Genomic DNA, 15,267 nt, shown 5'->3' with positions numbered 1-15,267 from the left:
GGGCATAGGAGGCCAGGCCGGCGGCCAACTCGACACAGTCACGGACAGGAAGGTCGGCGGCTGCGAAGCGCGTCGGTAGCTCTTCTCGGCCACACAGCGGCGGTCGCTTCATTGAGCCTCCTCGCACGCATCTGCATGCATGTATGTAGCATCGAACTGTCGCTTGCCCCTCAGCAGGCGTATGACCAGCTCTCTGGCGTGAGCATCGGAGAAGTACGGGTTGAGGGAGTACACCCGGAGAGCGACGACCGGCTCGCCAGCCGGTGTATAGAAGGCTGCGGAGGACTTGCTCACTGCGATTTGTTCAGCGTCCGGCACCCGTTGAGTCGATAGCCACGCGAATAGGTCAGAGATATATTGGTTTATCCGGCGGACGGAGCTGGTGTCGTCGAAGTCCTCCTCGGTAGCGGCGGGGTCGTCCGGCGGGTAACAGCGCACGAACACGTCCGGCCCGTACGAATGTCTGTTGATAGCTGTCGCGTCGCGACCTGCCAAGGCATTGATGTGGCGCCGGAGCGCTTCTGCCGTTTCAAGCGCGTGGCCGAGCAGTTGCCGCATCCCCTGCTTGCCGAGAGTCTGCAAGCCAACCCAGGTCGCCACCATGTTCGCTGCCGACCTGGACGTCTCCAACGTGAAGGTCCCGGGGTTGTAGGCATCCTTGTCATGGAACAACGGGGTCATGGCTCCGCCGTCGCGGCGCAGCCGCGAGAAGTCCCGACCATCTCGCATGACGATCATGCTCGACGTATAGGGCGCGAAGCCGGTCTTGTGGAAGTCCGTTCCGAACGAGTCGGCATGCTGCACCGTTTTCAGACGCTCCACAAGGCGTGACAGCTTGGCTACCACCGGTGGGCTGAAGCCGAGGGGATTCTTATGCAAGTCATAATCGATGAAGCAGAGGTATGCCCACCCGATGACTGTATCTGCGTGCACATGGGGTGTGTATTCCAACCCATATTCGGCGGCCAGCCGATCCCGCATCGTAGCGATCTCACCGAAGTCGTCGACAGCCATGTTGGAAGTCGTCCCGCCCGCACCGATGATGCATGCAAGCCGGTGGCCGCGTGCCAGTACGTCGCGGCAGGCCGCTTCCATCGACTCCAGGTCCGTGGTCTGGTCGGGTAGCGACGCAGCGGATATGTAGTTTCGAGTGCCGATCCCCAGCCACGCACACGCGGATTTCTGCGAGTAGTGCGCTGGCCAGGACCCGACGACGGCCATCCCAGGCTCGATCCCACGCTCGGCGTGGTCGGGCTGTGCCTTGGAAATGCCGACGTTGATGGCATACAGGTTGGTCGCAGTGCCGCCGAACGTGAACAGGCCGCCTGCCCGCTCCGGCTCGTACCCCGCCAACCGTGCCAACGCCTGGGCGGAGGACAACTCAGCGGAAAGGGTCTCCGCGGCGTCCTCTCCAGTGACGCCGTTAGGCATGAACAACGACACCGCGCACAACGCTGCGAGGTTGACGAACGACGGTGGCGGAACGATGTTCTTGGCGAACATCTGGTGATGAACTTTGACCGACCCAGCGAGCCACCAGCGCAATTGGCTGAGCGCCGTCTCCGCTGTGACAGGGCTTTCCGGTAGCCGTCCGTCACCCACGGGGGAGCGCCTACCCTCCTTGCCGGTGCGCGGATACACGGGCCCCTCGCCCTGATGGCTCAGCGTCTCATCGAGGGCGCGGCGGAGGAGCCCGACAAGCACATCGGCATTGGTCCCGTCGGGACGTAGGAACAGGCCGCTGCGCCAGCGCTCAAACTCATCTCCGTCCCCGAAGGAGTCAACCGTCATCGCAGATCGAACCTGGCGCTTCGGAGGAGCAACGTGACCGCGCTCATCGTGCTGACTTCCCGTAGAGCTTCATGCGCTCAGGCCGGGGCGTGCGTCGACGGCCGGACACAAGATCCTCGCAAGCGACCGCGATAGACCACACTAGATCGTCGTACTGGTGACGCAGAATCGCCACTCGCTCTGCCGTACCAGCATCCCGCCCGACGAGTCGCTCGATGTGCCTGATCCGAAGCGTCTGCACCGAGAGTCGGTCAAGCGCTGAGCCGATCGACTCCGTGAGGGGAGGCACGCCCTCATTCGCGCTCCACGCCGCATCCAAGATTCGATCGACCTGCTCGATGAGTGCATGGCGATTGCCGTTGAGAGCGTCGATCTCCCGCTTGATGGCCGGAATCTCCCCGTCGCCAGCTTGTCGCACCCGATCCTCGGCGTCCCACTGCCGACTGTTGACTGCGTGCAGCCGGTCCAAAGCCGGCGACAACTCCGGCGAGTCAGGAAGCGGAATCCCAGCGAGAGCGTCCTCGCACCAGCCACCTTGCCCGCCTGCCACGTCGAGGCAAGATGCAACCGCCGTCATCGGAGTGCGCGGGTCGCCCTCCAACTCATCCGTGTCCTTACCCAGTCCTGCACGTGTCTCAGTCATCAATGGTGATCCCCCTTCGGTATCTCGGGAGGCTGCCTCTGTCGACCGTCATCGAAGACAGCCTTGAGCACGGCCGGAGGGTGTCCGAGAGGGGCGCGTTACTCCACGATCGCTAGGCCATGATGCCCCTGACTCAACGGCCAAAGTGGCCGCTTGACATCCGTCCAGGTCCGCCCCTGCCCCTAAGTTGATCTCGTGGCACGCTAACAGTTCAGGGAGAGCCGGTGACCACGGGCCATCTTGCACCAGCGGCTGATGCCATCTGTCGCATCAGCGACCTGGCTCCGAGCCAGTGTGCGTCGACACAGTCGCATAACGTTGATCACCGCAAGCAGAACTGCGACGTTGATAGCCAAAATCATCCGGCCAGTCCTCCCTTCAGCAGCTGGCATCCCGCCCCTCTGCATAGCTCGAATCGGGTACTTCGACGGCCCCATCCGCAGTGTTTGGCGACAGGGCACTTGTCCAGTGGCTGGATTCATAGCGCTCCCGCAGCGTCACGCTGGCCAACAGATTCTCCTCGCACCCACTGCCCCACTCGACTGTTCGGGACAGAGCGGTTGGGCGACCGGGACCATCCCCGCGGGTGCGGGGAGCAGGACAAGTCTCGCCACGGTGGTGGAAGCGAGCCGGGACCATCCCCGCGGACGCGGGGAGCAGGCACCGAGGTACAGGCCCACGTTGTGCAGCTGGGGACCATCCCCCCGCGGGGCGGGGAGCAGTCGTGGTCGACGATCCAGCTGTGGTCGTGGATGGGACCATCCCCGCGGGTGCGGGGAGCAGTGGCGTGGACGTCGAGGATCGTCCGGTAGATCGGGACCATCTCCGCGGGTGCGGGGAGCAGTCGGGCTCGAGGCCCTGTTCCTTGAGCCAGTGGGGACCATCCCCGCGGGTGCAGGGAGCAGATCCTGCGTGCCGCCCGCGCTCGCCCACCACAGGGACCATCCCCGCGGGTGCGGGGAGCAGGCCGACCTCAAGACGTCCGATGCTGCACAGGCGGGACCATCCCCGCAGGTGCGGGGAGCAGATATCGACAGAGAGTGAACCGGTCGTCAGGGTGGGACCATCCCCGCGGGTGCGGGGAGCAGCCGAAGTTCCGCCTGGAGCCGATCCCGGAGAAGGGACCATCCCCGCGGGTGCGGGGAGCAGGCCTGCTCCGCCAGTTCCTCATCCGACATGGCGGGACCATCCCCGCGGGCGCGGGGAGCAGAGGTCGCAGCCGTGGATGTCGCAGTACGTACCGGGACCATCCCCGCGGGCGCGGGGAGCAGGCGGTGGCGTTGATGCCCGCCCGGTAGTAGTCGGGACCATCCCAGCAGGTGCGGGGAGCAGTTCTTCACCATCGCTTTCAGCGGCCGGTAGACGGGACCATCCCCGCGGGTGCGGGGAACAGACCTGGGCGCCCCCGACTGATTACGCCGATGAGGGACCATCCCCGCGGGTGCGGGGAGCAGCAGATCCACAGCCTGATCACGAAGGACCCCGAGGGACCATCCTCGCGGGTGCGGGGAGCAGGAGCCGCCCGGGGCCGGGTCACCTTCCCGGCCGGGACATCCCCGCGGGTGCGGGGAGCAGGCCACGGACACCGTGGCCGCAGCCTCCACCGAGGGACCATCCCCGCGGGTGCGGGGAGCAGCACCTCGGGGTCGAGCATGCGCTGGAGCTGGACGGGACCATCCCCGCGGGTGCGGGGAGCAGTCTCCCGCCTCTCAGTCGCTACGTCATCTGATCGGACCATCCCCGCGGGTGCGGGGAGCAGGCCCGCTTCCCCGAGCAGAGCATGTCGTCGCTGGGACCATCCCCGCGGGTGCGGGGAGCAGGCAGGGAAGGCCGTCCTGATGGCCACCGAGCCGGGACCATCCCCGCGGGTGCGGGGAGCAGATCGCTACCCTCTCGTTCCCAAGTGTCCACGTGGGACCATCCCCGCGGGTGCGGGGAGCAGGTCGCGACCTGGGGGCGGGATGCGGTCCGGCAGCTCCCACAAGAGGCAGGAGCTAGCAACCCACTCGCCAAGCTTGCAGCGATCGACGAGATGAATCCGGTGCTCCTTCACCCACTGTTCCTTCGAGCCTGATCGGTTGGTTTCCGCAGGTCAGGTATGAACTCCGTGGTGATGCGGCAGGGATGATGCGTCGTGTCGTCGCCATCGTGGAGGGGCGGCTGATGCCGTCGGTGATGGGGTTACTGGAAGCCGAGGAACACGCTGCCCGGCAGCAGGTGGGGGTGCTGCGCGAGCAGGCCGACCGTCTGCTGGCTGAATTGAACGAGGCACGAGACGGACTTGGCAAGAGTTGGTCATCGCCCAGCATTAGGTGGGCCGGGTCCTGGCCGGACGGCACGATGCCGAGTCCGAGCGGCAGGCTGTGCCGGTTGCTGTGGCGTCGCCAGTCGAGAACACCGCGGCGACGTCGGCTGTGGAGCCAGCCAGGCCCGGAATGATCGTCCCGCGGTGGAGACCGCCGCCCGGGCACACTGGCGGCCGGCTACCAAAATCCTGTCGATGCTGGCCGATGCCTGCCACCACGGACAGCCGCCGATGACCTGCAAGCAGATCACCATCGCGATGGGAACGGGCTGGCCCCGTCCAAGATCTAGGGGGTGGTGGGCTCCGCCACTGCACCGTCATCCCGCGTTCGCCCACGAGGGTCCTACTCCGGCGCGCCGAAGGTAAGCAGCGGTACGTCGTACAGAGCGTGGTTCCGCGGCCGAGTCATGTTCGGGGAGACGACTTCGATGATGAGAAGCTCGCTGAGAAACTGGACCTTGGCGCTCAGGAGGTGGCTGGTGCGGCCGTCGGCCGATTGCGCCTTCAGCCCAGCGGAAACATGGATGTGCGGCAGGATGCTTCCCGTATCCAGATCGTGGGCGATCGTCCCAGCGCCAAATGCCTCGACGTTGGTGACATGGGTCTTGGCCCAGACCGGAGCGTCCGGGTCTTCGAGTTTCTCGCAGGCGCCGACAATTTCGGCTTCGGTAAACGCCCCGATGAATGAGGGAATGTAGCCTTGCCGAACCTCGTGGTCACGGCAGAACGCCGAGAGCGCATCGAAGAAGTCCTCGCCGTGGTCGAAGGTGACACCAAACGTCCGGCCGGTGGTCAGTTCGTGGGCGCGCATACGGATCCTCTCTCTCGGGCGGAGCTGACGTATGTGGGTCAGCGCTCGAAGACGGTGAACTTCTTGGTGATCGTCTCGCGGTCCGCGTCTTGGGCGAGCAGCGCCTGGAGCAGAAGGCGTGCCTGGTAGGGGCTGAGGTGGTCGGCGGGGATGAGCCCCCGATTGATCAGGTCCTTCTCCGAGCCGGGGAAGCCGTACGTTCCGGTCAGGACGGGGCCGTTGCCGATGCGCGAGGCGAGAACCACGGGGATTCGCGCGGCGAGCCGTTCGAGGCTCTCAACGAGTCGCTGAGGGACGTGCCCAACGCCGAAAGCGGCGACGACGAGTCCATCGCATCGGCCGCCCCACGCATCGAGGAGCGTGCCGTCGTCGCCGAGGCTGACCGTGTACAGGCCTACGCGCGCGTCATGACTCGGCAGTACCAGGGGATCGGATCGGCGGGGCAGCGGGGCAGCCAGCCGTACGCGGTTCTCGACGACCCGGCCGACGGGGCCTGCGCCGGGCGACGTGAAGGCGGCGGGACTGGTGGTGTGGGACTTACGGACATGGTGTGCCGTATGGATCTCGTCGTTCAGGACGACCAGCACGCCAGCGCCGCGCAGCTGCGGGTCGGCAGCAGCAAGGACGGCCGCGTACAGGTTGGCGGGTCCGTCGGGCCCGGCCATGATGGGACTGCGCATGGCGCCAGTGACGATGACCGGCTGCTCGTGACCATGATGGATGTCGAGGAAGAACGCGGTTTCCTCGATGGTGTCAGTCCCTTGCGTGATCACGATCCCGTCGACGTCGCCTCCGGACAGGGTCTTGTCGATGGCCGCGCCAAGGTCTGTTAGATCGTCGAAGGTGAGTGAGGCACCGGGCAACCGCCGGAAGTCGTGCACGTGCAGGTCGATGCCGTGATCCCTCAGGCCGGGGATGGCGGCAAGGAGGTCGAAGGCGGAAAGGGCCGGTACGACACCGCCGGTGGCCGGATCCGTGGTCATGGCGATGGTCCCGCCCAAGGAGTAGACCGCCACTGTCTTTACCGCGTCCACCATCGTCCCCATCTGCCATGTCGGTTCGGTCCGAGTGGGCCTTACGCGCAGAGATCGTCCCGTGCAGGCTAAACGGGTCACCTCGTGGAGGGCACCGGACTCGGCTTCGGACCGCAACTCGGTGGCCACGTACGTGCAGGCGACGTTCAAAGCGTCAAGACTGAGGTGACGGCTGCGGGGCCGGGCAAGAGCCGTGACGCCCTCCGCCGCGAGCTGTGCGCAGCGGCGTGCTAACCATGCGCGGTCCAGGTCGAGGTAGTCCGCGGTCGCTGCCAGACGTTGCCCCGGGCTTGCCCCGGCGTTGATCGCGTGGGCCTGGGCATGACCGATAACGTCCGCGAACGTGCGTAATGTATGGGCCCCCGCCGTCAGCGCAGTCTGCGGATGGGAGCCCGTGCGTACCCAGGTCGCGATGGCTGCCCTGTGACCAGGTACGAGTGCGAAGCCCTCTGTCTGCTGGAGGTCGAGTTCATCGGTCAGCCAGGTCGTCACGCTGTAGGACTCCATCAGCGCGATCGCAAGGAACAGCAACACGCGCTCGTGGGTGGGCGACACGGCGACCTCCTGGCGGGGGATGCAGAAGGCGCGCGCGACTCCGTTGTGGGCCCTGCGGGGAGCCGTCTCCTGGAGATAACGGTGCTTGTGCTTGAAGATCAGCCACGTGGCCGCTTCCTCCCCACGTTGTTCGCGGGTCCAGAAAACTGGTTCGCCAGCCAGTTCGTCTCTCTGGTTGAGGATGAATTCGGCGCATGCATGCGACCCGAGGAGCATCTGAGACCCGTCGGTCAGGCTGCCCGGAGCAACAGGCCCGCCGTCTCCCCCGAGCACGCGCTGCGGTGGGAGAAGCAGTGTTTCCTGGAGCTCTGTGTCGTCGCTGAGGACAGCGGAGTCATAGCCCGCGACGGCCCACAGGATTCCATAGGTCAGCTCGTCGAGTTCGTATGCGGACGGAATGGCCAAAGAAGGCGCCTTCGCTGAGCCGCGAGCTGCTTCCCGTGCGTCCATGACGAAAAACTGCCGTCTCCCCTCGACGGTGCGGTGTGCGGCGAGCAGAGCTCTGAGCGGCATCCGGCTCCATGCCTCGGTGTCCCTGTTCGGCGCGAGCCACAAGGTGTTGTCATGAAAGGACGCGGCAGGTTCTGCGAGGGCGGGGATCACCGTCAGGGAAAGGTTTCGGCCGGCGGGCATGAGCATCTGGCACACTCCGTCCTGAAGCATCAGATGGCCACCAGGACCGCCCATATTCGGTAAGGGCGGCTGGTCCGCGGCGGGCAGCGGGCTCACCAATTCCCCTGGTATTCCCAGGGCCTCGCTCCATTGAGCAAATTGGCGCCGGTCGCGGATTTTCTTTCGACCACGCTCCAGTCGGCTCACTTCGGCCTGATCGATGTTGACCAGCCGGGCCACTGCCGTCTGTGACAGTCCAGTGTGCTTCCGAAAGAGTTGCACGACCACGCCGAGGTCCCAGGCGCTGATCGCGGATTCGACGACCGGGTCCGCCCAGAACTCAGGCGCAACCCTGGGCGTCATGCCGCTCTGACAGGGCCCGCACTGCGTTCCCGCGTTGAACCGGCTGAGCTTCGCACGGCACACCGAGCACCGGCGCTCCGTCTTGCCAGCCATCTCCACCTCGCCAGTACGTGATCAGGTGAGTCCTCAGCATGCGTAGGCTGCTGCAAGATCCACTCAACGTGTGTGTGGTTCTCGGTGACCGAGCCCTGGTCAGTCCGTGTCGTCGGGCAAGACCCGAGCATTCCGTGACCAGGGCGGGCCACGCGAGTGCACCGCCCGGAACGGCAATACTGGGTTGCTCAGGGCGAAACGGTTCTGGTAGCTAGGCCCTCGGACGTACTGGGAGGGTCAGCAGTTTTGCCTGCTATAGACCGCGCCTACGGCTTCTCAGCATCAGGGAAAAGGAGGGTCGGCTCGACCAGGATGTCGCGGCCGGCCTCACTCTTGTAGATCTCATCGACGCTTCCGAACCGGGCTTCGGTGTAATCGAGATCGAGCAAGGCGGCTGCCTGGCGGACCGATGCCTCGTCGGGGCCTTCGATCTCGACGAAGGTGGGAAGGTCGGGCCAGGTGTCGAAGTCGAAGACGACTTCACCCAGACGCCACTCCTCACGGTAGTTCTCCTGGTAACGGACTTCACGCAGACCGATGTGACGCAGAATATCGGCCATGGCATACAGATCGGTGACCTCCGTCTCGATCTCGGTAGTACCGTCGATCGTTGTGGAGTCGGTGACCTGCTTGAGGGTGAGGGTCGAGCGGGTGCCTTCATCACGGAGGCGGACCCACTGACCATTGTCGAGAGCATCGTTCTCGAAGATCTTGCGGGTGAGGAGAGTCCGGGGGAACGCGCGGGTGGCGCCCAGGGTCGTCAGCTTGGACTGGAGGTCGGTGACGTCGACGGACAAGAACTTGGCCTCGTACTCGTGGTTCATAATCCTCTTCTTCGGTCTCGGTTTCGGCTACTCAGCGGTGCGTGCTGCCAGGACAAGGCCCATGCGGTGTGTGTGGGCATGGAGTTGGCCGACATGGGCTTGCTCGGTGAACTCGTCCGTGCGCAGGGTGAGCAGAACTTGCCAGTTGGTGGCGAAGTGGCTGCTGAGCGCCTCGGGTGATGTGTAGTGCTCTATGAGGTAATGGCGTTGTTCGACAGGCATCATGAATTCTGCGCCGAACAGGCCGCCGACACGGACAAGGGACTGCATGCGGGCTACAAAATCGAGGAGTGGGCGGTTGTGATTTGCACTGTAATGCCATGAGCAACTCGTCCACACGGCATCGCACTGCGACCCCAAGAGTTCGGCCTGAAGGAAGTCCTCCTCCACGACCTGTACCCGGTCGTTGAACCCTTCGAGTTTCAGTCGGTCGATCAGCCCCACCGCATGAGCGTGGGTATCACCCGGAAGTATGACCTCGCCTCCATAGAGGGCGACTGGATCGCGTTCGATGGCTACGACACGGTAGCCAGCGGCGGCGAGGGGGAGTACGAACTTGCCATCACTCGCGCCGACGACTGCGACCGTGGCGTCAGCGGAGGCGCGATCCTTCAACGCGGCAAGGAATTGAGGGAAGAACGTGAGGGTGTGTTCCCATAGGCTCCGGGTCTCCACAGCTGGCTCCTTCGTTCGCAGTGGCGAAAATGGTTTGTACGACCTGGTCAGGTCTGAGGCCCGTGGTGTCCACCTGTTGCATCGGGAACTGGGCATAGGCATCGGTAATCGCGTCTGCGACCTTCTCGCCGAGCTCATCCCAACGGGAGAGAGACTTGGACCGTTGAGCGAGGCGACGCTGGCGTTCGCCCTCACTACAAACCAACTGGTATGTGATGGGTTGCGGCAGGCAGCGCGGCAGGGTAACGCCAAGCCGGGTTCCGAAGGCGCGGTGAGTGGCCAAGCAGCGGGCGAAGTAGCTCTCCACGACGACCGGGACGCCATCTGCCAGATAGTTCTGGATCTCATCGGCGGCTGTGAACAGCGCGGAGAGGTAGAAACACATGCGCGCCTCGACGCTTCCCTGCATGTCGACCCGCCGCCGCAGCGACTGGTAACAGAGCGGCACGGTTGGGACATGGACGGCGCCCCGGGCTGCCGCCAGCAGCGGTGCGACGGTCGACTTTCCTGTACCACGTAGACCTTCGAGGCTCTCAAACAGTGGCAGGTCAGGCACGGGCATACACCACGTCCGGCACCGGGAGGGTGAGCTCGTCGCAAGCCGAAGGACGGTGGACGACACGGTTAGCGCCCTTTTCGTACCAGAAAGCGTGTGAATCCTTGCCCACGGCCTTGCAGGACATCGTGAGCGCGCCGCGCGGGTCGGACTCGATCCGCTCAATCTCTTGAAGCACACCCCTCGGCCCACAGACCTCCGGGGCGCCCTCCTCCGACAGATCCTCGTCAATGATCACCTCGATGGACAGCCCGGCCGCCTGGAGCTGCTCGCGTAGGCGGGTGTACCGAGTTGTATCGGTGACCAAGAGCTCAGGGTGTGCAGCAGCGTTGCCCACGGGCCGCAGGCAGTGCAGCTTCATCTGATACGCACCGAGCTCCTGCAAGGTGCGGGCCAGAGGCAGCACTTCGTCGATGTTCCGGGAGGTGACCGTCATCGTCGCCCCCGTCCTGACTCCGAGCTCCCGGGCGAGTTTGAGTGCGCTCAACGCGCTCCGGTAGCTGCCGGCCTTGCGGATGTGGTCGTTGGTCGCGCCGATGCCCTCCAGCGAAAACCGCAGCAGGTCAAGGTACTGCGCGATCTCGGTAAGCCGGCGCTCGATCCGGTAGCCGTTCGTGCAGATCTCGACTTGCAGGCCCATTTCCTCCTTGGCGTAGTGGACGACCTGGGCGAGATCCTTATGGAGGAACGGCTCGCCGCCAAGCAACGTGACAGCCTCGGTGCCGTACTGGTTGCGCATCAGCCGGATGAGGTTAACCGCCTCGTCAGCGGTAAAGGCGTCGGCGTGCTTGAGCCTCTCGCCGTGGAAACAGTGCAGACACTGGAAGTTGCAGCGGTACAGCAGTTGCAGGTACAGCATGCGGATCCTGCGGATGCCGGTGACTTCGCCGATCACGATGGGCCCCCTGGGCTGGTTGGAGACCCGATCGTGGCGCAGCCGACCAGGACCTCGTTACCGCATACGCGGACGCCCCAAGACGTCCGGGGACGTTTTCACCATCGGGCGAAGCTCGCCAGGATCTCAAGGAGACCAGCCGTGTCCGACAGGTCCGGAAGGACCACGGGTGCTTCGGCAGCCGTCAGCTCTTCCTCGCTGTGGATACCGGAGGCGACTGCGATGATCCCTGAGCCTGTCGAGAGAGCTGCCTCGACGTCCCGCGGCGTATCACCAACCAACACCACAGGCACCTCCCCCCGCACACCGCGGAGTTGGTGGACACGGCCTCGGGCGACAGCTACAAGGTCAGCGCGCTGTACGGCATCCTCCCCATAGGCGCCTACGGACAGGCCCAGAAGTGGGTCGAGTTCGAAAGCTGACAGCTTCATACGGGCGTTGGCCGCGATGTTGCCGGTCAGAACGGAGGAGATCCAGCCCTCCCGCGCCGAGACGGCCTTCAGGACATCGCGCACACCGGGCAACGCCGTCCCCCGTGCGCGAAGGTCGTCGAAGCGCTCCTCCCCGGCATGAGCGAGGGCAGCCTCTATGGCAGTCCAGTCCGGGACGGGCAGTCGGTGCCGGCAGAACATGTCACGCATGATCAGACGATCCGTACGCCCTTCGGTGCGCGCCGCCTCGGCCGGCGGGAATCCCGACAGCGCCGTGAAGGCGCCGGCGTAGGTCTCCTTGCTCACCCCTGCGTTGTCGATGAGCGTGTGGTCGATGTCCCACAGGACGATGAGCCGCATATCGCCAGCGTAAAGACGCCGGTTGTGGTTCAGGCCCATCGAAGTGGCCCCATACCGAGCTTGCCCGCTCCTGGCCACCTGGGCTTGTATAGCCTGTGTGAACGAGCGACTTCACTCCGTACTCGCCCAGCGCGATGTTTCGCCCGAATCGCTGGCCGAAGTCTGCGAGGTAGACGCCAAAACCGTCAGCCGCTGGCTCAGCGGGCGCGTACCTCACCCGCGGCACCGTTTCCGTGCCGCTCAGCACCTACGCGTGGAGGAGACATTCCTCTGGCCGGTAGCGAAGTCCCGCACCGGCCAATCCGGTGCCGGGGTAGGCATCGAGCTCGTAGGCACTTATCAGAACCGGGCCAGCGTTCCGCGGGACGTGTGGCTCTCCCTGCTGCAAGGAACGCAGGAGCAGATCGACGTCCTCGTCTTCTCAGGCACCTTCTTTGCCCAGTCCAATCCATATGTCGCCAAGATGCTCACCGAACGCGCAGCTGCCGGTGTCCGAGTGCGCCTGTGTTTCGGCGACCCTCGAGGGCACGCGGCCGCCATCCGAGGCCGCGAAGAAGGGATCGGCAACACCCTCGCCGCCAAGATCCGCGCCTCTCTCACCTACTACCGCGCATTGCTGCCGGAGGCTGGGTGTGAGGTGCGGCTCCACGACACCACCCTCTACAACTCCCTCTTCCGCTACGACGACAACCTGCTGGTCAACCCACACATCTGGGGCCAGCCCGCGAGCGCCAACCCCTTATTCCACCTCAAGAAGGCGCAGTCCAACGGCTGGTTCGACAACTACGCTCAAAGCTTCGACGCAGTGTGGGCCGGCGCACGGCCCTGGAATCCCGACCAGGAGGAGACCGCCGCACATGGGCAGGATTGAGTACTACAACGACCCCAATGCTCCCAAGGCCAACACCCTCATCCCCGCCAGCAACCTGCTCGTCGTCGATGACAGCGGCGCGATCCTTCTCCAGCGCCGCCGCGATACCGGCCAGTGGGCCCTGCCCGGCGGTGCCCAGGACATCGGCGAGACCGCCGCGCAGTGCGCGATCCGCGAATGCCGGGAGGAGACCGGCATCATCGCCGAGATCACCGGCTTCCTGGGGGTCTATACCAACCCCCACCACATCGTTGCCTACACCGACGGCGAGATCCGGCAGCAGTACGAGAACACCTACATCGGGCGCCCAGTCGGCGGCAAGCCGACCATCAACGACGAGGCCGACGGTGTCCGCTTCGTCAAGCCCACCGACCTCGACCAGTACGACATCCACGCCAGCATGCGCCAACAGATCGGCGATTACCTCGCCGGCACCTACCCCCACCTCGGCTGAGCCGCCAAGGCCGCCTCCACCCGCTCCACGGTCGCAAAGATTTCCGGCGACGCCCGACGAATAAACCTGCCCACGACACTGCCAGCTCCGTAGCGGCCCACAATTTTCGTAACTCGCCGCTCAGCAGTCGTCTGCTCCCCGTCCGGCGTCGTCGTCATGTCACACCACACAAGAGCGTCCACGAGCAGCGGCTCGTCAAGCAGCGGGAACTCCTCCTCCAGTGTTTCCCTCAAGCCACGCTCTTCGGCCTCCAGCAACGCAAACGAGTGATTCGCCACCAACCGCACCAGCCGCTCATCAGCACCATGCACGTCACGGAGGAACCGGGCACCGTCAAGCGGATGAAACCCGGTCGCCACGAGCCCCGGTGAATACCCAATGTCATGCAGAACTGCCGCCGCGCGCAGCAGCCCTGCCGAATCACCAAGCAAGGGAGCCAGTTCCACGGCCCTTGCGGCCACACCCAGCGAGTGCGCCCAGCGCCGCGGCAAAGTTGACGCCAGTTCCGTCTTCGCCGCCTTCCAGGCCCACTCTGCGAGTTGCGAAGTCATAGCCAAGCCCGTTCCCAAAGCATCCGTATTCCAGTCACCGAACGACGGATACGCTCTCCTTCTGATCGGCCGACAGGCTCATCGTCACCACTACTTACTTTCTGCCGGACGGTAGCACTCATCACCGCGAGTGCGAGGAGCAGTTGGCCGTCTCCAGCCACCGCGCCTCGTAGCGGGAGCCATCCCCTGTAGGTGTAGGGAACTCCTTCCGGACGACGCCTCGCTCGCGGCCGCCAGGGGCCACCCCGCAGCGCGCCAGGTTCAAGAACTGGTCCCCCGAGGCAGGACCATCCCCGCAGGGGCCGGGAGCAGCAGGTCCTCGTAGCCGCGGGCCTGGGCCTCCAGGGACCATCCCCGCGGGTGCGGGGAGCAGCCGAGCTGGAGCGCGGCCGTGATGCGATCTTGGGGACCATCCCCGCGGGTGCGGGGAGCAGGAGGAGCACGTGCTCGCGCTGATGGGCGCGGCGGGACCATCCCCGCGGGTGCGGGGAGCAGTCGGCCCACCGGCTGCACGATCCGTCGCACTCGGGACCATCCCCGCGGGTGCGGGGAGCAGCCGGCCCTCGGCGCCGTCTCCTACATGCGCAAGGGACCATCCCCGCGGGTGCGGGGAGCAGGCTCGGCCGGCCGAGGCGAAGCGTCAGGCCGAGGGACCATCCCCGCGGGTGCGGGGAGCAGCATGTGGCCGGGTTGCCCGCGCTGATCACGGCGGGACCATCCCCGCGGGTGCGGGGAGCAGCGCCTGACACCCACTGACACGCCATACGTAGCGGGACCATCCCCGCGGGTGCGGGGAGCAGGATCTTGATGGTGGCCATTGATGGTTCCTCCCGGGACCATCCCCGCGGGTGCGGGGAGCAGCCCTTGCCCACCGGCACGATGTCCGTCGAGGTGGGACCATCCCCGCGGGTGCGGGGAGCAGGGCATAGCTGCTACGCCAGCTGACCTGCGGTGGGGACCATCCCCGCGGGTGCGGGGAGCAGATCCGCATGCCCGAGGGCATGATCACCACCCCGGGACCATCCCCGCGGGTGCGGGGAGCAGGCCATGCTGCCCTTGCGCAGGGCTTCCTTCGGGGGACCATCCCCGCGGGTGCGGGGAGCAGTGCGAGCCGGACCTGACCCAGGTGATCCATGGGGGGACCATCCCCGCGGGTGCGGGGAGCAGGCCGTTGAAGAACCGCCAGCCGAGCGCCGTGCGGGACCATCCCCGCGGGTGCGGGGAGCAGGTACCGGGCCCCTGCCGCCCCCGCGGCGGCCTGGGACCATCCCCGCGGGTGCGGGGAGCAGGTACCGGGCCCCTGCCGCCCCCGCGGCGGCCTGGGACCATCCCCGCGGGTGCGGGGAGCAGGGGCAGACGGCATCAGCCGCCTGTTGCGCCTTGGGACCATCCCCGCGGGTGCGGGGAGCAGCGACCCCAGCGCTTCCTGCTGGGCGGGCGTGA

Annotated in this window: 12 protein-coding genes and 2 CRISPR repeat arrays (1 of these 14 running past the window's edge); of the genes, 2 read left to right on the top strand and 10 right to left on the bottom strand. The window is 65.7% G+C overall.

The genetic code is table 11. The annotated features are described in order from the left end of the window. Window positions 1–108 precede the first annotated feature (108 nt). The 9 genes from LIV37_RS34815 to LIV37_RS34770 form a co-directional block, all read right to left on the bottom strand. Window positions 109–1,791 carry a pyridoxal phosphate-dependent decarboxylase family protein gene (locus LIV37_RS34815; RefSeq protein ID WP_020871764.1) on the bottom strand — a complete coding sequence of 561 codons (1,683 nt, stop codon included), beginning with the start codon at window positions 1,789–1,791 and terminating at the stop codon, window positions 109–111. A gap of 43 nt (window positions 1,792–1,834) precedes the next feature. Further along, complete coding sequence (locus LIV37_RS34810; RefSeq protein ID WP_121824154.1) at window positions 1,835–2,434, bottom strand: DUF4254 domain-containing protein; 600 nt, start codon at window positions 2,432–2,434, stop codon at window positions 1,835–1,837. Window positions 2,435–3,188: 754 nt separating this feature from the next. Then, a CRISPR array of direct repeats spans window positions 3,189–4,376; the repeat unit is 29 nt; unit sequence GGGACCATCCCCGCGGGTGCGGGGAGCAG. 706 nt (window positions 4,377–5,082) lie between these two features. Next, entirely contained in the window at window positions 5,083–5,550 is a 468-nt protein-coding gene (locus LIV37_RS34805) for a PPC domain-containing DNA-binding protein (protein ID WP_020871761.1), read from the bottom strand. A gap of 38 nt (window positions 5,551–5,588) precedes the next feature. Then, window positions 5,589–8,207, bottom strand: a complete 2,619-nt coding sequence (locus LIV37_RS52165) for an asparaginase domain-containing protein (protein WP_148717779.1) — start codon at window positions 8,205–8,207, stop codon at window positions 5,589–5,591. A 266-nt stretch (window positions 8,208–8,473) separates the two neighbouring features. Continuing rightward, the gene (locus LIV37_RS34790) at window positions 8,474–9,031 is read right to left on the bottom strand and encodes a class IV adenylate cyclase (RefSeq protein WP_020871759.1); all 558 of its coding nucleotides are present in this window, start codon (window positions 9,029–9,031) and stop codon (window positions 8,474–8,476) included. A 27-nt stretch (window positions 9,032–9,058) separates the two neighbouring features. Beyond that, window positions 9,059–9,706, bottom strand: coding sequence for a class I SAM-dependent methyltransferase (locus tag LIV37_RS34785; RefSeq protein WP_020871758.1), 648 nt, complete (start codon window positions 9,704–9,706; stop codon window positions 9,059–9,061). Further along, window positions 9,624–10,262, bottom strand: coding sequence for a P-loop nucleotide/nucleoside kinase family protein (locus LIV37_RS34780; RefSeq protein ID WP_243146108.1), 639 nt, complete (start codon window positions 10,260–10,262; stop codon window positions 9,624–9,626). Before LIV37_RS34780 ends, LIV37_RS34785 begins: the two co-directional genes overlap by 83 nt. Continuing rightward, a complete protein-coding gene (locus LIV37_RS34775) occupies window positions 10,255–11,157 on the bottom strand; it encodes a radical SAM protein (RefSeq protein ID WP_121824155.1) in 903 nt (300 codons plus the stop codon). Before LIV37_RS34775 ends, LIV37_RS34780 begins: the two co-directional genes overlap by 8 nt. 98 nt (window positions 11,158–11,255) lie before the next feature. Then, window positions 11,256–11,948 (bottom strand): HAD family hydrolase, encoded by a 693-nt coding sequence (locus LIV37_RS34770; protein WP_121825087.1) that lies wholly within the window; start codon window positions 11,946–11,948, stop codon window positions 11,256–11,258. 97 nt (window positions 11,949–12,045) lie between these two features. On the opposite strand from LIV37_RS34770, the gene LIV37_RS34765 reads away from it, so the two are divergent. Then, window positions 12,046–12,819: a helix-turn-helix domain-containing protein gene (locus LIV37_RS34765; RefSeq protein WP_121824156.1), complete on the top strand. Its 774-nt coding sequence runs from the start codon at window positions 12,046–12,048 to the stop codon at window positions 12,817–12,819. Further along, window positions 12,806–13,273: an NUDIX hydrolase gene (locus tag LIV37_RS34760; RefSeq protein ID WP_121824157.1), complete on the top strand. Its 468-nt coding sequence runs from the start codon at window positions 12,806–12,808 to the stop codon at window positions 13,271–13,273. Before LIV37_RS34765 ends, LIV37_RS34760 begins: the two co-directional genes overlap by 14 nt. Here the strand turns inward: LIV37_RS34760 and LIV37_RS34755 are convergent. Continuing rightward, window positions 13,255–13,824: an HD domain-containing protein gene (locus tag LIV37_RS34755; RefSeq protein ID WP_121824158.1), complete on the bottom strand. Its 570-nt coding sequence runs from the start codon at window positions 13,822–13,824 to the stop codon at window positions 13,255–13,257. The genes LIV37_RS34760 and LIV37_RS34755 overlap by 19 nt on opposite strands. A gap of 283 nt (window positions 13,825–14,107) precedes the next feature. Then, a CRISPR array of direct repeats spans window positions 14,108–15,267; the repeat unit is 29 nt; unit sequence GGGACCATCCCCGCGGGTGCGGGGAGCAG; it runs 1,553 nt beyond the window's last position.

Source organism: Streptomyces rapamycinicus NRRL 5491 (assembly GCF_024298965.1).
Lineage (GTDB): Bacteria > Actinomycetota > Actinomycetes > Streptomycetales > Streptomycetaceae > Streptomyces > Streptomyces rapamycinicus.
This window is presented reverse-complemented; position numbering and strand designations above follow the sequence as displayed.

Bases quoted from the DNA above. Each gene is read 5' to 3' on its own strand.
- LIV37_RS34760 (WP_121824157.1), top strand. From the start codon at position 12,806: ATGGGCAGGATTGAGTACTACAACGACCCCAATGCTCCCAAGGCCAAC.
- LIV37_RS34805 (WP_020871761.1), bottom strand. From the start codon at position 5,550: ATGCGCGCCCACGAACTGACCACCGGCCGGACGTTTGGTGTCACCTTC.
- LIV37_RS34755 (WP_121824158.1), bottom strand. From the start codon at position 13,824: ATGACTTCGCAACTCGCAGAGTGGGCCTGGAAGGCGGCGAAGACGGAA.
- LIV37_RS34810 (WP_121824154.1), bottom strand. From the start codon at position 2,434: ATGACTGAGACACGTGCAGGACTGGGTAAGGACACGGATGAGTTGGAG.
- LIV37_RS34815 (WP_020871764.1), bottom strand. From the start codon at position 1,791: ATGACGGTTGACTCCTTCGGGGACGGAGATGAGTTTGAGCGCTGGCGC.
- LIV37_RS52165 (WP_148717779.1), bottom strand. From the start codon at position 8,207: ATGGCTGGCAAGACGGAGCGCCGGTGCTCGGTGTGCCGTGCGAAGCTC.
- LIV37_RS34770 (WP_121825087.1), bottom strand. From the start codon at position 11,948: ATGCGGCTCATCGTCCTGTGGGACATCGACCACACGCTCATCGACAAC.
- LIV37_RS34790 (WP_020871759.1), bottom strand. From the start codon at position 9,031: ATGAACCACGAGTACGAGGCCAAGTTCTTGTCCGTCGACGTCACCGAC.